Origin of the sequence: Caulobacter sp. BK020 (assembly GCF_004342605.1) — a bacterium.
GTDB lineage: Bacteria > Pseudomonadota > Alphaproteobacteria > Caulobacterales > Caulobacteraceae > Caulobacter.
The window spans coordinates 289,330-307,867 of record NZ_SLZL01000003.1; the positions used below are offsets into that span (position 1 = coordinate 289,330).

At 69.1% G+C, this 18,538-nt stretch carries 22 protein-coding genes; 8 read left to right on the plus strand and 14 right to left on the minus strand.

The window, feature by feature from the left end; translation table 11 throughout:
• Positions 1 to 5: 5 nt before the first annotated feature.
• From EV278_RS05345 to EV278_RS05355, 3 genes are all read right to left on the minus strand, one after another.
• The gene (locus EV278_RS05345) at positions 6 to 845 is read right to left on the minus strand and encodes an AraC family transcriptional regulator (protein ID WP_132087608.1); all 840 of its coding nucleotides are present in this window, start codon (positions 843 to 845) and stop codon (positions 6 to 8) included.
• A gap of 72 nt (positions 846 to 917) precedes the next feature.
• Complete coding sequence (locus EV278_RS05350; protein ID WP_132087611.1) at positions 918 to 1,667, minus strand: exonuclease domain-containing protein; 750 nt, start codon at positions 1,665 to 1,667, stop codon at positions 918 to 920.
• A 57-nt stretch (positions 1,668 to 1,724) separates the two neighbouring features.
• The gene (locus tag EV278_RS05355; protein ID WP_132087614.1) at positions 1,725 to 4,136 is read right to left on the minus strand and encodes a UvrD-helicase domain-containing protein; all 2,412 of its coding nucleotides are present in this window, start codon (positions 4,134 to 4,136) and stop codon (positions 1,725 to 1,727) included.
• 125 nt (positions 4,137 to 4,261) lie between these two features.
• Here EV278_RS05355 and EV278_RS05360 point away from each other — a divergent pair, with 125 nt between their 5' ends.
• Positions 4,262 to 4,465 carry a hypothetical protein gene (locus tag EV278_RS05360; RefSeq protein WP_132087617.1) on the plus strand — a complete coding sequence of 68 codons (204 nt, stop codon included), beginning with the start codon at positions 4,262 to 4,264 and terminating at the stop codon, positions 4,463 to 4,465.
• Positions 4,466 to 4,476: 11 nt separating this feature from the next.
• Complete coding sequence (locus EV278_RS05365) at positions 4,477 to 4,713, plus strand: hypothetical protein (RefSeq protein WP_132087620.1); 237 nt, start codon at positions 4,477 to 4,479, stop codon at positions 4,711 to 4,713.
• Here EV278_RS05365 and EV278_RS05370 read toward each other — a convergent pair.
• On the minus strand, positions 4,710 to 4,937 hold the full coding sequence (locus tag EV278_RS05370) for a ribbon-helix-helix domain-containing protein (protein WP_132087623.1): 228 nt from the start codon (positions 4,935 to 4,937) through the stop codon (positions 4,710 to 4,712). The genes EV278_RS05365 and EV278_RS05370 overlap by 4 nt on opposite strands.
• 119 nt (positions 4,938 to 5,056) lie before the next feature.
• On the opposite strand from EV278_RS05370, the gene EV278_RS05375 reads away from it, so the two are divergent.
• Both EV278_RS05375 and modA read left to right on the plus strand, forming a co-directional pair.
• Complete coding sequence (locus EV278_RS05375) at positions 5,057 to 5,827, plus strand: Coq4 family protein (protein WP_132087626.1); 771 nt, start codon at positions 5,057 to 5,059, stop codon at positions 5,825 to 5,827.
• A gap of 92 nt (positions 5,828 to 5,919) precedes the next feature.
• Positions 5,920 to 6,681 (plus strand): molybdate ABC transporter substrate-binding protein, encoded by a 762-nt coding sequence (gene modA / locus EV278_RS05380; protein ID WP_132087629.1) that lies wholly within the window; start codon positions 5,920 to 5,922, stop codon positions 6,679 to 6,681.
• Between the two features lie 98 nt (positions 6,682 to 6,779).
• Here modA and EV278_RS05385 read toward each other — a convergent pair whose 3' ends face one another.
• Complete coding sequence (locus tag EV278_RS05385; protein ID WP_132087632.1) at positions 6,780 to 7,697, minus strand: LysR substrate-binding domain-containing protein; 918 nt, start codon at positions 7,695 to 7,697, stop codon at positions 6,780 to 6,782.
• A 92-nt stretch (positions 7,698 to 7,789) separates the two neighbouring features.
• Between EV278_RS05385 and EV278_RS23910 the strand changes: the two genes are divergently transcribed.
• On the plus strand, positions 7,790 to 7,963 hold the full coding sequence (locus EV278_RS23910; protein ID WP_165916529.1) for a hypothetical protein: 174 nt from the start codon (positions 7,790 to 7,792) through the stop codon (positions 7,961 to 7,963).
• 29 nt (positions 7,964 to 7,992) lie between these two features.
• Here EV278_RS23910 and EV278_RS05390 read toward each other — a convergent pair whose 3' ends face one another.
• The 4 genes from EV278_RS05390 to EV278_RS05405 all read right to left on the minus strand — a co-directional run bounded on the left by EV278_RS05390 (position 7,993) and on the right by EV278_RS05405 (position 12,892).
• On the minus strand, positions 7,993 to 8,415 hold the full coding sequence (locus EV278_RS05390; protein WP_132087635.1) for a response regulator: 423 nt from the start codon (positions 8,413 to 8,415) through the stop codon (positions 7,993 to 7,995).
• Complete coding sequence (locus EV278_RS05395) at positions 8,405 to 11,596, minus strand: PAS domain S-box protein (protein ID WP_132087638.1); 3,192 nt, start codon at positions 11,594 to 11,596, stop codon at positions 8,405 to 8,407. Before EV278_RS05395 ends, EV278_RS05390 begins: the two co-directional genes overlap by 11 nt.
• Positions 11,597 to 11,716: 120 nt before the next feature.
• Positions 11,717 to 11,893, minus strand: coding sequence for a DUF4169 family protein (locus tag EV278_RS05400; protein ID WP_132087641.1), 177 nt, complete (start codon positions 11,891 to 11,893; stop codon positions 11,717 to 11,719).
• A 3-nt stretch (positions 11,894 to 11,896) separates the two neighbouring features.
• Entirely contained in the window at positions 11,897 to 12,892 is a 996-nt protein-coding gene (locus EV278_RS05405; protein WP_132087644.1) for a DUF6807 family protein, read from the minus strand.
• Positions 12,893 to 13,064: 172 nt separating this feature from the next.
• Here EV278_RS05405 and EV278_RS05410 point away from each other — a divergent pair, with 172 nt between their 5' ends.
• The gene (locus tag EV278_RS05410; protein ID WP_132087647.1) at positions 13,065 to 13,301 is read left to right on the plus strand and encodes a DUF2171 domain-containing protein; all 237 of its coding nucleotides are present in this window, start codon (positions 13,065 to 13,067) and stop codon (positions 13,299 to 13,301) included.
• A gap of 88 nt (positions 13,302 to 13,389) precedes the next feature.
• The gene (locus tag EV278_RS05415; RefSeq protein ID WP_132087650.1) at positions 13,390 to 14,028 is read left to right on the plus strand and encodes a glutathione S-transferase family protein; all 639 of its coding nucleotides are present in this window, start codon (positions 13,390 to 13,392) and stop codon (positions 14,026 to 14,028) included.
• Between the two features lie 105 nt (positions 14,029 to 14,133).
• On the opposite strand, the gene EV278_RS05420 is transcribed toward EV278_RS05415, so the two are convergent.
• From EV278_RS05420 to EV278_RS05425, 3 genes are all read right to left on the minus strand, one after another.
• Positions 14,134 to 14,721, minus strand: coding sequence for a CAP domain-containing protein (locus tag EV278_RS05420; protein ID WP_132087652.1), 588 nt, complete (start codon positions 14,719 to 14,721; stop codon positions 14,134 to 14,136).
• A gap of 85 nt (positions 14,722 to 14,806) precedes the next feature.
• A complete protein-coding gene (locus EV278_RS23915; protein ID WP_165916530.1) occupies positions 14,807 to 14,953 on the minus strand; it encodes a hypothetical protein in 147 nt (48 codons plus the stop codon).
• 116 nt (positions 14,954 to 15,069) lie between these two features.
• A complete protein-coding gene (locus EV278_RS05425; RefSeq protein ID WP_132087655.1) occupies positions 15,070 to 16,272 on the minus strand; it encodes a pyridoxal phosphate-dependent aminotransferase in 1,203 nt (400 codons plus the stop codon).
• Positions 16,273 to 16,536: 264 nt separating this feature from the next.
• Between EV278_RS05425 and EV278_RS05430 the strand changes: the two genes are divergently transcribed.
• Entirely contained in the window at positions 16,537 to 17,130 is a 594-nt protein-coding gene (locus tag EV278_RS05430) for a hypothetical protein (RefSeq protein WP_132087658.1), read from the plus strand.
• A 6-nt stretch (positions 17,131 to 17,136) separates the two neighbouring features.
• On the opposite strand, the gene EV278_RS05435 is transcribed toward EV278_RS05430, so the two are convergent.
• Together EV278_RS05435 and EV278_RS05440 are read right to left on the minus strand one after the other, a co-directional pair.
• Complete coding sequence (locus EV278_RS05435; RefSeq protein ID WP_132087661.1) at positions 17,137 to 17,688, minus strand: NADPH-dependent FMN reductase; 552 nt, start codon at positions 17,686 to 17,688, stop codon at positions 17,137 to 17,139.
• A gap of 162 nt (positions 17,689 to 17,850) precedes the next feature.
• Positions 17,851 to 18,522 (minus strand): AAA family ATPase, encoded by a 672-nt coding sequence (locus EV278_RS05440; RefSeq protein WP_132087664.1) that lies wholly within the window; start codon positions 18,520 to 18,522, stop codon positions 17,851 to 17,853.
• Between the last annotated feature and the right edge of the window lie 16 nt (positions 18,523 to 18,538).

Sequence of the window (18,538 nt, forward strand, 5' to 3'; positions counted from 1 at the left end):
CCAAGTCAGCTCTTCGGCTTGATCGGGATCCACGCCTCCAGCCCGCCTTCGCCGGTCCGAGGATCGAACTCGGGGCCGTAGCGCTCGAAGAACGGGGCGTCGGCCGGCTCGTAGGCCGACTCCGGCAGCCACTGGCTGTAGATGGTGTGCATGGTCCGGCGGATCATCGAGACGTGCTCGGCGTGGTGGAACACCGCGTAGAGGTGGGGCGCGATCCGTACCGAGGCGAAGTCCTTCGGCAGGTCTGAGACGTCGGCCACCTCGACGCCGGTGACATAGTCGAAATTGCCCAGGTCGTCGCCGTTCAGCACGACGCCGTAGGCGACGTCTCCGCGCTGGCCCGGGATGTGGCCGATATGCTCGCCGAAGCGCTGCCACTGGGCGGGAATGCCGCCGGCGCCCTCGCAGCCGTAGCGGCCGGTCAGGCCGGCGATCAGCAGGGCGCGGCCCTGCTCGATGCGCGGCGGGGGAAGGTCGGTTCGAAGGCTGCTGTCCATCACGATAGGCTCCACGAGGTTCAGGGGTTCCAGGTCGCGCGCCGCCCGCACCTGCTCGGGTGTGATCCCGAACTGGTCACGGAACGCGCGGGTGAACGCTTCGTGCGAGCCGTAACCGGCCTCCAGAGCCACCGACAGGATGTCGGGAGCTCCTTGCGCAAGCGCGCGCGCCGCCTCCGTCAGTCGCCGCGCGCGCAGGTAGCTGATTACCGGACGATTGGTGGCCACCACGAAGGCGCGGGACATGTGGAAACGCGAAACCCCGCCGGCCTCGGCGATCTCGTCCAGGTCCAGGGGCTGAGCGAAATGGCTTTCGATGAACCAGACGGCCTTCTCGACGGGGTTCATGGCAGGGACTCGTAACGAAGCATGCGGCAGGGATCGCGGGAGCCTCGAGCGGTCATTTGATCGCGATTGCCCTCAGAGCAAAGTCCGCTGTGCTGGTTCGACGGCCGCCGGTTCCGCAGACTCGCCCCGACGGCGCAGTTCGGTCTCGGCGCTGAAGCGGAGGTTCGGGTCGCGGTCCTGGGCGAACGCTCGCAGCGTTTCGACGCTCAGGCGGTCCCAGGGCTTGCCGCGTTCGGGGCCGGCCGGCACGCGCGGCAGCAGGCCCGGCTCGCGGCTCCAGGCCAGAAGCTGTTCCAGCGAAGCTTCACCCAGCATGTCGCGCAGGTGGTGGGCGGTGACATAGGCGTCCGGCAGCGCCCGATGGGCGGGCAGGCCCAGCTGGCGGACCAGGCCCTCGGGCATGCGCTGGTAGCGCAGCATCTGGTTAGAGAAGCTGGTCAGGTGCGGCCATAGCCGCAGGGCGCACTTCCAGGTGCAGATCCAGGGCGCGCCGCCGGCGAACCTGGGCGTGCAGTAGCGCTGTTCGAAGGCGGCGCGGTGGGCGGCCAGGGCCTGGACGCCGCCTTCGGGCTTCAGCACCTCGCCCGCCACCGCCTTCCAGAACGGCGCGTCGGCGACGTCCTCGTCGATGATGTGGTGAACCGCCATGGTCTCGGGCGTGATCGGGCGGCCGGGATTGACCAGTCGCGATCCTCGGCCCTCGTCGATGCGCCAGCGGCCGTCGAGGCCCTGCGTGACGTCCTGCCAGCCGATCTCGCAGACGTCATGCGGACCGTTTCCGGCGGTCTCCAGATCGATCACGCGGACGCGGGGAACAGCCATGGACAGGAATATGGGCCCGGTCGCACGGTTAGGGGAGGGGCGGGGTCCGCTCCCGCCTCAGGCCTTCTCCACGAAGCTGTCGATCACCTTCTTGTCGCCGGCCTTGTCGAACGCCACCGAAAGCTTGTTGCCCTCCACGCCGGTGACCTTGCCGTAGCCGAACTTGACGTGGAACACCCGGTCGCCGCGCGTGTAGGCGCTGGCCGCCGAGCTGGCCGAGACCGCCACCAGCCGGCCCTCGCCCTCGATCGGGGCCGAGCGGGCGGCCGAGCCGCCGCTGCGCCAGGTCGCGCCGCGCTCGCTGAAGCCGGCGGTGCGTTCCTGGGCCCGCTTCCAGCCGGGGCTGTCATAGCTGCCGGCGGTGAACGTGCTGGTCCCCGGATCGTCCCAGCGCGACGACACCGTCTGCTGCATGCCCGGACCGCCGCCGTAATAGCCGGTCTCGGACGCCGCATCGACGTGGGCCAGGGGCAGTTCGTCGACGAACCGCGAGGGCAGCTGCGACGTCCAGCGGCCATAGACCTGGCGGTTGGCCACGAAGCTGATCCGGGCCTCCTCGCGGGCCCGGGTGATGCCGACATAGGCCAGGCGGCGCTCTTCCTCGAGGCCCTTCTCGCCCTTGTCGTCCATGCTGCGCTGGCTGGGGAACACCCCTTCCTCCCAGCCGGGCAGGAAGACCAGCGGGAACTCCAGCCCCTTGGCCGAGTGCAGGGTCATGATCCAGACCGCGTCGTCGCCGGCGCCCTTGTCCAGGTCCATGACCAGCGACACGTGCTCCAGATAGCCTTCCAGCGTGTCGAAAGCGCCCATCGACTGGACCAGTTCCTTCAGGTTCTCCAGTCGCGTCTGGCTGGTGGGACCCTTGTCGAGCCGCAGGGCGTCGGTATAGCCGCTCTCCTCCAGCACCGCCTCCATCACCCGCTGGTGCGGGGTGTTGGCGGCCAGGGCTCGCCACCGGTCCAGGTCGCGCAGGAAGTTGCTCAGCGCCGTGCGGGTGCGGGCCGGCAGGTCGTCGCCGCCGATGATCACCCGCGCCGCGTCGACCGTGGAGATCCCTTCCAGCCGCGCGATCTGCAGCAGCTTCTGCACCGAGGTGTCGCCGATGCCGCGCTTGGGGACGTTGACGATGCGCTCGAAGGCCAGGTCGTCGTCGGGCGACTGGATCAGCCGCAGATAGGCGTGGGCGTCGCGGATCTCGGCGCGCTCGAAGAACCGCGGGCCGCCGACCACCTTGTAGGGGATCTGCAGCATCACGAACCGCTCTTCGAAGGCCCGCATCTGGAACGAGGCGCGCACGAGGATGGCCATCTGGCTGTATTTGCGGCCGGCCCGCCTGGCCTTCTCGATCTCGTCGGCGACCATTCGGCTCTCGGCCTCGCCGTCCCAGACGCCGCTGACCTTGACCTTCTCGCCGCCCGAGGCCTCGGTCCACAGGGTCTTGCCCAGTCGGCTCTTATTGGCGTCGATCAGGCCCGAAGCGGCGGCCAGGATGTGCTCGGTGGAGCGGTAGTTGCGCTCCAGCTTGATGACCTTGGCGCCCGGGAAGTCGCGCTCGAAACGCAGGATGTTGTCGACCTCGGCCCCGCGCCAGCCATAGATCGACTGGTCGTCGTCGCCCACGCAGCAGACGTTCTGGCGGCCCTGGGCCAGCAGCCGCAGCCACAGGTACTGGGCGACGTTGGTGTCCTGGTACTCGTCGACCATCACGTACTGGAAGCGCCGCTGGAAGTCGGCCAGCACGTCCGGATTGGCCGTGAAGATGGTGATGTTGTGCAGCAGCAGGTCGCCGAAGTCGCAGGCGTTCAGGATGCGCAGGCGCTCCTGGTACTGGCGGTAAAGGGTGACGCCCCGGCCGTTGGCGAACTCGCCGGCTTCGCTCTGCGGCACGCGGTCCGGTGTCCAGCCGCGGTTCTTCCAGGCATCAATCAGACCGGCGAGAGTCCTTGGCGTCCAGCGCTTGGCGTCGATGTTCGCGGCCTCGATCAGCTGCTTGAGCAGCCGTTCCTGGTCGTCGGTGTCGATGATCGTGTAGCTGGACTTCAGTCCGACCAGTTCGGCGTGGCGGCGCAGGATCTGGGCGGCCACCGAGTGGAAGGTGCCCAGCCAGCGCAGGCCCTCGGCCTGGTCGCCGATGATGTGGGTGATCCGCTCGCGCATCTCGCGCGCGGCCTTGTTGGTGAAGGTGACCACCAGCAGTTCCCACGGCCGGGCGCGGCCCGTCGCCAGGATATGGGCCAGGCGAGTGGTCAGCACGCGGGTCTTGCCGGTGCCGGCGCCGGCCAGCACCAGCACCGGGCCTTCGGTGGCCTCGACGGCGGCCCGCTGTTCGGGGTTCAGCCCCTCCAGATAGCTCGGCGCCTCGCGCGCACCGTCCGGCCCGCGGGGGCGGGCCAGGTCGGAGATGCGGGGGGCGGGAAGATCGCCGGGGAAAGCGCCGGAAGACGGGCGCGAGTCGAAGCCTTGGGACATGGAACATATGTAGCACAAAGATCGTCCGGCTTAAGCCCTTGCGCCGATCCGCCGCCCTCACGGCCAGGAACTTCGACCGTCACCTGTCGTTTGTTCGAACGGGGACGACAACACGGGAGACCAACGTGGCTGAAGAAACCAATACGAGCGGCGGTGGCGGCGGGACCGGCATGGCGTTCATCATCGGCGCCCTGGTGGTCGTGGTGGCGGTGATCGCCTACTTCGTCTTCGCGGGCGGCGTGACGCAGAAGAAGCGGGTCGACATCAACGTCTCCGCCCCGCAGGTCGAGGCGCCCAAGGTTCCTGAAGCGCCGAAGCCGGCCAACTAGGAGGAGACGCCATGGCGCGTCACCACGATCTTCGGCCGCAACACCTGGGCGTGGCAGGTCTGACCCTGCTGGGCGTGCTGTTGCTGATCGCCGCCCTGATGGTCGCCAGCTGGCGCTCCGGCCTGCTGACCGTGCGGTCGGCCGACCTGTCGATGCGGCTGCCGGAAAGGCCGGCGCTGCCGCATCGGGCGCCCGATCCCGCGCCCCTGCCGCTGCCCAGGCCGGGGCCGGGCGTCGAGCAGGGCTAGACCGCGCCGGCCTCGTCCCCCTGGGCGTATTGCAGGGCGAACACCCGGCAGGCCGAGGCCAGGGGGCGCTCGCCGCGTCCGGCGTCGATCCGCTGGATCAGTCCGGCGATGCTGATCTTGTCGGCCCCGGCGGCCGCCTGCAGCACGGCCCAGAACTCGGGTTCCAGGGCCAGGGAGGTCGCGTGGCCGGCCAGGTTGATCGAACGCTTCTTCAGACTACCCATCTCGCCTGTCCCCATATGCCGTCTGGCGCTGCGCCAAGGTTCCCGATCGGGGTCGCCGAACCCTCTTGAATAAAAATGACGCCATGTCATCTTTATTGGGTCCAGCAGGAGCATGCCCCATGATCGCAGCCACGCAAGTGCTCGGTGGGCCAAAGCCTCGCGAACCGATGAGGCGGACGCGCGACACCTTCACCCTGCAGCCTTTGCGGGCGTTCCGGGCCGTCCGGCGCCTGCTCGCCGACAAGGAAGACACCGCCCAGGTGTTCGAGATCATGCGGGCCTTGTCGGGCAAGGCGATCCCGAACGGCTACCGCCGGCTGCTGAGCACCCCGGAAGGCGGCCGCATCGCCTACGAGCGCGACGAGTTGGCCGAACGGCTGTCGGATGCGGCCTGGCTGGAGCAGTTCGGCCCCGGCACGGTCGGCGCCGCCTATCGCGATTTCATCGCCCCGCGCGGCCTGTCCGCCGAAGGCCTGGCCGAGGAAAGCCGCAAGGTCCGCGAAGCCGATGTCGACGCCGCCCATCCCCTGGCCTGGTACGCGCGGCGCATGCGCGACGTGCACGACGTCTGGCACGTGCTGACCGGCTACGGCACGGACGCCCTGGGCGAGGTCTGCGTGGTGGCCTTCTCCCACGCCCAGACCCGCAGCCTGGGCTTCGCGGTCATCGCCTTGGCCGGGGCGCGGCATCTGCAGAAGGGCGCGCCGGACCTGCCCTATGGCAAGGCGGTGCGCGAGGCCTGGCGCAACGGCCGGGCGGCGGTCTGGCTGCCGGCGGTCGACTATCCGGCCCTGTTCGCCCTGCCGCTGGATGAGGCGCGCCGGACCTTGAGGATCGCGCCCAACACCGCCTATCAGGCCATCCCGCCGCGGCGTCGCGACCGGGCCTAGCCGCACTTGAAAGGCCGCCGGGGCTTGACCCTCTTCAGCGTTCGGTAGTTGAACTACATAACGCGCTGAGAGTCCGCTTTTTGAGAGTCCGCATGATCACCCACCGCTTGAAGCTGGTCGGCCTGGCCCTGTTCGGGGTCGCCTTCGCCCTGACCGCGACGCCTGTCCTGGCCGCCGACGCCCAGGTGGCGGTCGCCGCCAACTTCACCGAGCCGGCCAAGGCGATCGCCGCCGCCTTCAAGGCCAAGACCGGCCATACCGCGACGCTGAGCTTCGGCTCCTCGGGCCAGTTCTACACCCAGATGGCCCACGGGGCGCCGTACGAGGTGTTCCTGTCGGCCGACGCGGAACGGCCGCTGAAGGCCGAGCAGGAGGGGCTGGCCGTTCCCCGCACGCGGTTCACCTACGCCGTCGGCCGCCTGGTGCTCTATTCCCGGACACCGGGCCTGGTCGACGGCAAGGGGGCGGTGCTAGCCTCGGACCGGTTCGCCAAGCTGGCCATCGCCGACCCGGCCGCCGCGCCCTATGGCGAGGCCGCGGTCGAGACGATGCGCAAGCTGAAGGTCTACGACGCCCTGGCGCCGAAGATCGTCCGGGGCGCGTCGATCACCCAGGCCTACCAGTACGTGGCCACCGGCAACGCCGAGCTGGGGTTCGTCGCCCTGTCGCAGGTGATCGACGAGCCCGGCGGGTCGCGCTGGCTGGTCCCCGCCGCCGACCACGCGCCGATCCAGCAGCAGGCCGTGCTGCTGCGAACAGGCGAGGAGAACCCCGCCGCCCGGGCGTTCCTGACCTTCCTGAAGTCCCCGGCCGCGATCGCCATCATCAAGCGCTACGGCTACGAGGTGCGCTAGAGCAAATCGCGCGATATAGGAATCGCACGACTTGCTCTAGCTCTTTGTTTTCGCATCGCTTTTGCGGAAAACCGGCATCCACTTTTCCGCGCAATGCGCTAGGATCTACTGTAGCGCGCGATCAGCGGGTCGGCGGCGGCCTGGTCCAGGATCCAGTCGCGAAAGACGGTGATCTTGCGCACGCGGCGGCGTTCGGCCGGATAGACCAGCCAATAGCCGCCGCCGTAGTGGACGGTGATGTCGAACGGGGCGACCAGCCGGCCCTGGGCGATCTCCTGGGCGAAGAAGATCGGCGAGCCCAAGGCGAAGCCCTGGTCGGCCAGGGCGGTGGCCACCTCCAGCGCCTGGGCGTCGGCCGACAGGCGGGGCGGGGCGCGATCGTCGCTGGCGTCGACGCCGGCCGCCTCGAACCAGCGCACCCAGAAGTCCGGAGAGCCGATCCGCGGGGCCCGCAGCAGGTCGGCCGGACGGGTCAGACCGCCCGACCGCGCCAGCACCGTCGGCGTGCACAGCACGGTCTGGACGGAGGGGATCAGCAGATGCGCCTCCATGCCCGGCCAGTCGCCGCCGCCGGCGCGCAGGGCCAGGTCGAACGGCTCGCGCTGCAGGTCGACCACCCGGCTGGAGGCGTCCAGCCGCACGGCGATGCGGGGATGGGCGATCTGGAAGCCGCCCAGGCGCGGGGCCAGCCAGTGGCCGCCGATGCTCTGCACCGTGGTGATCGACAGCACGCCCTCCTCGGTGTCGACCAGGTCGGACACCGCCGTGCGCAGGACGCTCATCGCCTCGGTCGCCGCCCGCGACAGGCGCTCGCCGGCCGGGGTCAAAGTCACCTCGCGGGGCAGGCGGGTGAACAGCGGCTGGTCCAGGCGCTGCTCCAGGGCCTTCACCTGCCAGCTGACCGCGGCCTGGCTGACGCCCAGTTCGTCGGCGGCGCGGGTGAAGCTCTTCAGGCGCGCGGCCGCCTCGAAGATGCGGATGGCGCTGAGCGGCAGGCTGGCGAGGATGTCACGCATAAGCAGGCCTTATGCTTACGCAAGGAAGCCGCGTTTGTCATCCCGGACGTAAGGGTCGATTTTCCAATCATGGAAAGCCAGGAAGGGTGATCATGATGGACCAAGCGTTCAAGACCCATAAGGAAACCACGTTCGGATGGGTGCTGCTGGTCCAGGAATGGATCATCGCACGCCGGGCCCGGCTGGCCCGCTTGGCCCATGAGCAGGCGGTTGCGGCAATGCGGGAGGCTCAGGCCAAGCCCAGGCGTCATCTCGCGCCTCGCTAGGCGGGCGGCGGCCCGCCCCATCCCCTGCTTCAGAGCAGGATGCTCTCGTTCGCCGGCGCTGAAACAGGTCTTGGCCTCAGCAGTCGCGCCACGCGGGCCAGAAGCTGGGCGTCGGTGAAGGGCTTGGCCAGATAGTCGCGGGCCCCCAGGGCCAGCGCCTCCTTGATGTCGCCCGGCGCGTTGCGGGCCGTCAGCATCATGACCGGGATATGCGCCACCCGCGGGCTCTTCCTCAGGTGGCGAAGGACGCCGAAGCCGTCGAGGCGCGGCATGTTGACGTCCAGAATGACGGCCGCGGGTTGGGCGCTGTGGATGCCGTCGAGCGCCTCCCAGCCGTCGCGGCCATAGACGGTGTCGTAGCCGGCCAGACCCAGCCGGGTGGTCAGCAGTTCCAGGACGCTGCGGTCGTCCTCGGCGATGAAGATTCGTCTGGCTCTGGCTTCAGGCGGCATGGTCGACCGTTTCGAACTGGAGCGCGCGATTGATCTCGTGGATCAGGACGCGCGTCTCAAGCGGCTTGGCGACGACGCCGTCGAACACGCCGGCGGGCGCCTCCGTCGCGTCGGCGGAGAAGGCGATGATCGGAACATTGTCGTTGAGGCGGCTTTGGCGAATGGCCCGCGCCGCGGCCACCCCGCCCATGCCCGGCATCCGCAGGTCCATCAGGATAATGTCGAACGGCTCGGCCCCCGCCCGGGCCACCGCCGCTTCGCCGTCGACGGCTTCGCTGGTTTCCGCGCCGAAAGCGTCCAGCACGGTGCGCACCAGGTCGCGGTTGACGGGGTTGTCGTCGACCACCAGCACGCGGCAGGCGACGGGAAGGTCGGCCGCTTGGTTCGTGGCGCTGGCCAGGGCCGCGGACTCGACCTCGCCGGCGGGCAGCTCGAACCAGAAACGGCTGCCTCGGCCAAGGGCGCTCTCGACGCCGATCTGGCCGCCCATGGCCTCGACCAGACCCTTGCAGATGGCCAGGCCCAGGCCTGTGCCGCCATGTCGCCGCGTCGAGGAGCCGTCGATCTGCGAGAAGCGCTTGAACAGCTGGTCCAGCCGGTCGGCCGGAACGCCGCCGCCGGTGTCGTGGACGGAGATCAGAAGCGTTTTCGGCCCCTGGCGCCATGCGACCTCGACCATGACTCCGCCGTGGTCGGTGAACTTGACGGCGTTGCCGATCAGGTTGAGCAGCACCTGGCGCACCCGGTCGGGCGCGATGAACAGGGCCGGAGGCAGGGTGTCGGCGCCGGCGATGTCCAGCGTGATCCCCTTTTCATGGGCCTGACAGGCGAAGAGATCCAGCGCGTCCTCGATCACGCGGCGCGGGTCGCAGACGGCGCTGCGGATCTCGACCTGGCCGGCCTCCAGCTTGGAGAAGTCGAGAATGTCGTTGATGGTCGACATCAGGGCCTGGCCGGCGTTGGCGACCCGGTCGACGAACCGCCGGGTGGCGGGCGACAGCTCCGGCTGGTCCGCGATCAGGCGCGAGAAGCCGAGCACAGCCGTCAGCGGCGTGCGCAGCTCGTGGCTCATGTTCGACAGGAACTCGGACTTGACCGCGGCGGCGGCCTCGGCCTCCGCGCGAGCCTCCATCAGCGCCGCTTCCATCGCCTTGCGCGCGGTGATCTCGCGGGCGACGTCCTGGATGGAGACCAGCGCGCCCGCCTCGTCGAAGGACAGCTTCGGCTGGCCTTCCAGCCAGATCCACCGGCCGTCCTTGTGCTGCGCCCTGAACTCGTAGGGCTCCGAGATCGCGGAAGGGCCGCGGCGGATCAGGGCCATGTAGTAGTTGATCATGTGCTCCCGGTCGTCGGGATGGGTCAGATCGACGACACGCCGGCCGACCAGCTCTTCCGGCTCGCGGCCCAGCACGGTGCGGCAGGCCGGTGAGATGAAGCAGATCTGGCCAGCGGGATTGAAGGTGGCGATCATGTCGCTGGCGTTGTCGGCCAGCAGGCGATAGCGCGCCTCGTTCTCGGCGAGCGCGGCCTGGGCCCTGCGGTCTTCGGTGATGTCGCAAACCGTGCCCATCATGAACGCGGGAAGGCCGTCGGCGCCCCTGACGGTGATCGAACTGCCCGAGACGCAACGCTCCTCGCCGTCGGGGCGGACGATGCGGGTGGGCACGTTGTGATCGTCCTCGCCGGTGCGCAGGCGCTCGGCGATCCGCGCCAGCGTCCAGGCCCGATCGCCGGGGTGGAGGCAGTCGTTGAAGAGGTCGATCTCCGGCTGCTCGACATAGTCCAGGCCATAGATCTCGAACATCTTGCGCGAGACGTCGAGATGGCGCGTGCGCAGGTCGTACCGCCAATAGCCAAGACCGCCGATGTCTTCGGCCAGCAGCGCGCGCTGGGCCTGTTCGCGGGCGTGGTCGCGCGCCGTGATCAGCTCCAGCTCCAGGGCCTTGCGGTCGGAGATGTCGCGGGAGACGCTGACGATCTCCTGGGGCGCGCCATCCCCGTCCCGCACCAGCTGGAGGTTGGATTCCACCCAGACGTAATGGCCCCGCCTGTGGCGCGACCGGTGCTGGATCGTCTTGTGGTCCAGGCCGCGGGACATCTGGTCGAAGACGGTCATGACCGCGTCACGATCCTGCGGATGCAGGACGCTCGGGACGGTCAGGCCGACGGTCTCGGCCACGGTGTAGCCCAGCAATCGCTCGACGGCCGGGGAGATGAACGAGCCGCCGCCCGAGAAGTCGTAGCGGGTGATGACGTCGCCGGCGTGTTCGGTGACCAGGCGGTAGTGCATCTCGCGGCGCCGGAGGGTTTCGATCGTCGCGACCGTGTCGGTGACGTCCTGGAAGAGCCCGAAAACGGCCGTTGGTCGCCCCTGATCGTCCTGTTCGCAGACGCCGCGGCTGGCCACGTGCCGCAAGGCGCCGTCCGCGCGAATGAGGCGGAGCTGGAAGTCGAAGCCAGTCCCCGTCTCGATCGTCGAGATCACATGGCGTCGGACCCGTTCGCGATCATCGGGGTGATAGAAGGCGACCGCGTCGTCGATGTTGGGATCGAAGGTCTCCCGATCGACCCCATAGATCGCGTACACCGCGTCCGACCAGGTGATGGCGTCGGTGGACAGGTCCAGGCGCCAGTGGCCGACACCGGCCATGGTCTCGGCGATTTCGAGCAGGCGCTGCTTTTCCCGGGTCTCCCGGTGGGCCTTGGCCAGCTCGAATTCATCGACCACGATCCGCGCCAGCAGCCTCAGCCGCTCCAGCGCCGCATCGTCGGGCCGAGGGCGCGGCTTGTGATCGAGGACGCACAGCGTTCCCAGGTTATGGCCGTCCTTGGTGGTCAGGGTGGCGCCGGCGTAGAAGCGCAGGTCGGGCGGGCCGGTGACCAGGGGATTATCGACGAAGCGCGGGTCGGTCGAGGCGTCCTCGACCACCATGACGGACTCGGGGCCCAGATCGATGGCGTAGCCGCAAAACGCCTTGTCGCGCGGCGTTTCGGTCTCTTCGACGCCCACCCTGGCCTTGAACCACAGGCGTTGCTCATCGACGAGGGAGACCACGGCGATCGGGGTGTCGAACAGGTTCGCGGCCAGGCCGGCCAATCGGTCGATCGCCGGGTCCGCCTGGGTGTCCAGCACGCCGAAGGACCGCAAGGCGTCCAGCCTGAGCGTCTCGCGATCGCCCATGTCTCTCCCCGTCCGTCGTTTACTCGACACTACAGGGGAGACGCCGCGGAAAGGCTAACGCGGTGTGTGGCGGATTGGCGCAGGTTGAGAGGACCTTGAAATTCGCCCTCGCGGAGCGTTTCAGTCCTCGCGCTTGGCGCCGTCCAAGTCGCGTTGCAAACGGTCGGCCCGCGCGGCCTCCAGGGCCTTGTCGGCCTTGGTCCGGCCGAACCGGGCGCGGTTCTCGGCGGCCCTGGTCTTGGCGTCGGTCTTGGCCTTGGCCTTGCGGGCCTGGTTCAGGTTGAGGATCTCGGCCATGGCCTAGCCCTTCTTCTTCGGCCCGGCGGGGGCGGGGGTCGCCGGCCGCAGGATCAGCGTCGATTGCAGGCGCAGGGTCTGGCCCTTCTTCAGCACGAACGGCGCCCGTCCGGGAAAGACGCAGTTCTGCATCGACAGTTCCCGGCGCAGGATCCAGCGGGTGATCGGCGCGCCGTTGGCCTTGCAGGCCAGGCCCACGGTCCAGGCCGGCGCGCCGCCGCCCGGCGTCCAGGCGAACCCCATGGCCTTGCCGGCCTCGACCGGCCCCACGGCCGGGGTCACGCTCTTGCCGCCGGAGCCGAAATTCAGCCGATCGGGCTTGATCAGCCGCACCGAAAAGCCGCCATAGCCCTTCTCGTCGTCGCTGCCGCCCAGGGCCAGGGTGTCGGACCGCGCGGTGATCACCGTGTCGAAATCGATGCGCCGCGCGCCCGCCTTCAGCGGATAGACGCGGACCTTGGTGGTCTCGCGCGCCACATAGTTCACCTCGGGCGCGGAATTGACGATCCAGTCGGCGTTGACCACCAGGGTCCCGCCGCCGGCGCTGTCGCCCTTGAAGCGCTTCTCGCGGACATGGAAGGTCAGGCCTTTCATGAACCAGCCGTCGGCGACCGGCTTGCCGTCGACCAGCACCTGATGCCAGCTCCAGAACGCCCCGCGCTGGTGCAGGTGGTCGGCGGGACGGTCCTCGGTCAGCACCGTTCCGTCGGGCGCCCAGATCGGGTGGACATAGTTCAGGCGGCCGGCCTCGTGCGGATCAGCCGGGGCGGTGCGGTAGAACAGCACGCTCTTGCCGCCGTCGATGATGGTGACGCCGTCGGCGGCGAACACCGCATCGACCCGGGGCAGGGGGGAGGCGGGCGCGGGCTCCGAAGGCGCGGGCGTCGCGGCGGCCGGCTGGGCCACCGTCGGCGGCTGGGTCGCCGTCTGCGCCCCGGCCATCCCCGCCGAGGCGAGGGCGCCGGCCAGCACGATCAGGGCGACGAGCGATCGGATCATCGGTGTTTCCCCCGCGGCGTTCGCCGAGTGATAGCCAGGAACGCGACATCCGCAAAGTCGCAACCTTGGCTAGAACGTAAAGTGAACATCTTCAGTCCGCAAGCCTTCCGGAAACTGCGCCGAGCCCTGACCCGTTTACCCTGCCAAGACGTCCATCAACAGGAGGAACGTGATGATCGACGCCTCGCAAATCCGCGAACACCTGGAAGTGGTCGGCTCGGACGGCGGTCATGTCGGCCGGGTGGATCATGTGGTCGGCGGCGAGATCGAGCTGGCCAAGCTGGACCTGGGCGGCGCCCTCAAGCACCACCTGATCCCGATCACCTGGGTCGACCATGTCGACGACGACGGCGTGCACCTGAACCTGACCCAGGACGACGCCAAGGCGCGCTGGCGCGAAAAGCACTGACGCGCCTCGCGACGCCGCTTCGCGGCGATTGACAGTCTCGTCCCGCCGACCGATCCCTCGCCCGCCAAAAGGGTGAGGGATCGCGCGCATGTACCAGCTCTATTACAGCCCCAGCACGGCCAGCCTTGCGGTGCACTGGATGCTGATCGAGATCGGCGCGCCGTTCGAGCTGATCCTGACCGACATCGCCGCCGGCGCGCAGAAGGCTCCCGACTATCTGAAGCTCAATCCGGGCGGCGTCGTGCCCACCCTGATCGTCGACGGCGCGCCGGTGCTGGAGAGCACGGCGATCCTGATGCTGCTGGCCGAGCGCCACCCCGACAAGGGCCTGGCCCCGGCGCCGGGCGCGCCGGAACGGGCGGCTTATCTGCAGTGGATGGTCTATCTGGCCAACGCCCTGATGCCCAGCTTCCGCGCCTGGTACTATCCGCAGGAGCCGGCGGGCGAAGCCAACGCCGAGGCGGCCCAGGCGGCGGCGCGGGCGCGGATCGAGGCGGCCTGGGACCGCGTCGACGCCCAGCTGGCGGCCAAGGGTCCCTACATGCTGGGCGAGCGGCTGTCGGCGGTGGACTTCCTGGCCACCATGCTGATGCGCTGGTCGCGCAACCTGCCCCGGCAAGCCACGGCCTGGCCCAACATCGCCCGCTACCTGGCGCGGATGCGGGCCATGCCGTCCCTGCGCGAAGTCCACGCCCGCGAGGGGCTGACCGACTGGATCGACGGCTAGAGCAAATCGCGCGATATAGGAATCGCACGATTTGCTCTAGGTTTTTGTTTTCGCATCGCTTTTGCGGAAAACCGGCATCCACTTTTCCGCGCGATGCTCTAGGCCTCAGCGCGGCAGGGCGCCGGCGAAGTCGATCACGCACATGTAGCCGTAGGCGCGGTGCGGGCCGCAGGCCACGCCGGCCAGCTGGTAGCTGGCGGCGAAGATGTTGCGGCGATGGCCGCGATTGGGCACGCCGCTATCGATGATCAGCTGGCGGACGACATCGCGCGGGTCTTCGAACCCGTAGGAGATGTTCTCGGCCGAAAGGCCGGCCCAGACGCCCTGGCCACGCAGCCTCTGGCCCAGGGAGCCGGCCGGACCATGGCCGACGTCGCCGCGCGGGCCTTGGACCTGGGCGTGCTGGCGGGCCGCGGCGGCGATGCGTCGATCCGGCTCGAGGGGCGGCAGCGAGGCCTGGCGCTCCAGGAAATCGATCGCCTCCTCGACGGCGGCGGGATCGTCGCTCCGGTTCAGCTCGCGGCGCAGTTCGTCGGCATATTCGGCCGGGCGGGCGCGGGCGAAGTTGAGCTCGTCCAGGACGGCGGTGTCGAGGCGAGGGTTCAAGGACGCAGACTGGGCGGCGGGCGCCAGGGCGAGGAACATCAGGCCGGCGAACGCCGGAGCCAAGGCCATGCGGCCGGAAATGCGCATGCGCGCTCCCGAGAATCAGACGCCCCAGGCCTGACCTACCACGCTCCGGAGAAGCGTGCAGTCGCGCGGAATGTCGCGGCCGCCATCAGCCCTGCGGATCGTCGGCCGGAGGCTTGGCGGGGGCGCCGGCGGCCTTGGCCGCGGCCTTGTCGGCGGCTTTCTGCGCGGCCTTCTGGGCTTTCAGGCGCTCGCGTTCCTGGCGTTCGAAGCTGTAGTTCGGGGTGCGCGCCATGACGATCTCCTGGCCGCGGGAGGCGGCGACAAGGAGCCGTAGCGCGGTTCGCGGCCGACTTACAGCCGTCATCCTCGCCGAAGGGCCAGAATGACGGCCGCAGCCGGGCGGAAAGGCTATTTCACGCTGGCGCAGAAGCGCTGGATGCGCGCGCAGGCGTCCTCCAGCACGTCGTTGCTGGTGGCGTAGCTGATGCGGAAGAACGGCGACAGGCCGAAGGCCGCGCCATGGACGACGGCGACGCCTTCGGCCTCCAGCAGTTCGCCGGCGAAGTCCTCGTCGGTCGCGATGACCTTGCCCGACGGCGCGGTCTTGCCGATCAGGCCGGCGCAGGACGGATAGACGTAGAAGGCGCCTTCCGGGGTCGGGCAGTGCAGGCCGGTCGCCTGGTTCAGCATCGACACGACCAGGTCGCGGCGCTCCTGGAACAGCTTGGCGTTGGGCTTGATGAAGTCCTGCGGGCCGTTCAGGGCCTCCAGCGCCGCCCATTGCGAGATCGAGCAGGGGTTAGACGTGGTCTGGCTGATCATCTTGCCCATGGCCTTGATCAGCGCCTCGGGGCCGGCCGCGTAGCCGATCCGCCAGCCGGTCATCGAATAGCCCTTGGACACGCCGTTCATCGTCAGAGTGCGGTCATAGAGCCTGGGCTCGACCTGGGCGATGGTGGTGAACTCGAAGTCGTCGAACACCAGGTGCTCGTACATGTCGTCGGTCAGCACCCACACCTGCGGGTGACGCAGCAGCACCTCGGCCAGGGCCGCCAGCTCGGCGCGGGTGTAGGCGCCGCCCGAGGGGTTGGACGGGCTGTTGATGATCAGCCACTTGGACTTGGGCGTGATCGCCGCTTCCAGGGCCTGCGGCGTGATCTTGAAGCCGCTTTCGGCGGTGGTCTCGACCGAGACGGGCGTGCCGCCGGCCAGCAGCGTCATGTCGGGGTACGACACCCAGTACGGCGCGGGAATGATCACCTCGTCGCCTGGATTCAGGGTGGCGACCAGGGCGTTGTAGATCACCGGCTTGCCGCCCGGGGCGACGTGGACCTGGCTCGGCTTGTAGTCCAGGCCGTTCTCGCGCTTGAACTTGGCGCAGATGGCGGCCTTCAGCTCGGGCATGCCGTCGGGGTCGGTGTACTTGGTCTTGCCGGCCTTGATGGCGGCGATGGCGGCGTCCTTGATGTTGTCGGGGGTGTCGAAGTCCGGTTCGCCGGCGGAGAGGGCGATCACGTCCCGGCCGGCCGCTTTCAGGGCGCGCGCCTTGGCGCTGATCGCGATGGTGGCGGAGGGGGCGATGCGCCGCAGGGCGGCGGACTCGAGCGACATGGTTCAGGACTCCCCTGGGAGGACGTGGACTCGAAAGACCGGTTTCAGGATTGCGGCGGTGTTTACGCCCGTGCTTGCCGGGGCGCAACGCAACAAAGGCCGCGGCGCGCGGGGTTCTTGCGCCGATGCGGCGCGCACGGTACCGCTATCACCATCAAGACGAGGAGCGCCCACGCGAGGGGCGGTCCCGGGGAGGAACGACCACATCGTCCGCCGACGGCGGGCGATCGACGCAACGACGTCTCTGAAACGAAGGGGGGAACCATGACCAAGATCGCCATCCTGGCCGCCGTGGCCGCGCTGAGCCTGTCCGCTACCGTGCCGGTAACGGCCAGGGCCGCCGAGCCGGCCGCCCAGGGCATCATGAAGTATGCGATCAACAAGCCGTCCACGGCCTGGAACGTCTACGGACCGGGCCAGACCAATGCGCCGGTCAAGGACAAGGCGGTGATGGGCGGGGCGGGCGTCCGCATCCAGGTCACCGCGCCATCGCCCGACAGGCCGTGGGAAAACAGCGCCGGCCAGGGCGTGGACGGCAAGATCACCAAGGGCGACGTCATCACCATCGCCTTCTGGGCCAAGGCCGAGCCGGTCGACGGCGGGCCGGCCACGGCGAACCTCAGCTCGGTGGGCGTCCAGCAGACGGCCGCGCCGTGGGGCGGCATCGTCGGGGGCAGCGTCGCGGTGACGAGCGGCGAGTGGAAGCTCTACACTGTCAGCGGGCGGGCCAGCATGGACGCCGAGAAGGGCGCGGCGGGCGTCGGCGTGCACCTGGGCAGCGCCAAGCAGACCGTGGTGCTGGGGCCGCTGTTCGTGCTGGATTTCGGTCCCAACTACGACCCGTCGATGGCCAAGTAGAGCGGCTCAACCCCTCTCGCGGCCCTTCTCGCGCATGTGCTGGATGAACGCCTCCAGGTGCTTGCCCAGATAGGCCAGGGTCGTGTCGTCGATCACCTGGCCGTTCTCGATCTTGGTGTGGGCCTGGCCGACCAGCATCTCGCTGAGCGGCCAGTACTCGGCCGAGACCTTGCGCAGCGACTGGCGCAGGGCGTCCTGGGCGCGGACCGTGCCGGTGACGCCCGGCGAGGCGCCGAGGATGCAGGCGGTCTTGCCGTGCAAGGCCGAGGGGCTGCCGCGCGAGGCCCAGTCGATGGCGTTCTTCAGCACGCCGGTCACCCCGTCGTTATATTCGGGGCAGGCCAGCAGCAGGGCGTCGGCGCCGCGGATGGCGTCCTTCCAGGCCGTCACCGGCGCGGGATCGCCCTGGTCCTCGACGTCCTGGTTGAACAGCGGCAGGTCGTGCAGGCCGAAGATCTCGATGGCCACGCCCTGCGGCGAACACTCCTGGGCGGCGCGCAGCAGGGCGGTGTTGAACGAGGCGGCCCGCAGGCTGCCGGAAACGCCGAGAAGTTTCATGAAAGGCTCCGCCGCTGGAGCGGGGGAACCTAGAGCATCGCGCGGAAAAGTGGACGCCGGTTTTCCGCAAAGCGATGCGAAAACGAAAATCTAGAGCAAGTCGTGCGATTCCTATATCGCGCGATTTGCTCTAGTCGGCGTCGTCGCCGGGGGAAAGCCGGATCAGGCGGTGAGGGCGGTCCGCATCGGCTTTTCGTCCAAACCGTCCAGCCTGGCCTCGACATGGGCCCAGAGGCGCTGCAGATCGCGGGCGGCCGGGCCGCCCGGCTCGAGCTCGGCCACGCAGAGCCCATGGGCCATGGCCGTCTGGAACGCCTCGCGCGCCCGCAGGCCGTGCGGGGCCAGCGGCAGGCCGCAGAACCGCAGGGCTTCCAGGATCTCGGGGAAGGCCGCCGGTGCGACGTCCGACCGGCTGGTGTGGGCCTGGTTCAGCACCACCATGCCATCCTTGCCCAGGCGGCGGACGGCCTCCGCCGAGCGAACGATCGGGGCCAGGTCCAGGAACGAGGGTCGGCCGGCCACCAGGCAGAGGTCGGCGATGTTGACCGCCTGGGCGACGTCGGCCTCGGGCATGGCCGGGGTGTCGATGACCAGATAGTCGACGCCGTCCCGCATGGCGTTGGACTTGGTCATGAACAGCTTGCCGGCGGTGACCTCGGCCAGGACGGGGCCGGGCTCGCGGCGAGCCCTCAAGGCGTCCGACGCCGACCGCTGCGGGTCGATGTCGGCCAGCACCACCTTGCGGCCCCGCAGGAAGGCCGTCAGCGTCAGGTTCACGGCCAGGGTCGTCTTGCCCGACCCGCCCTTCCGGGAAAGCACAGTAATTGTCTTCACGACTTGCACTCTTCGC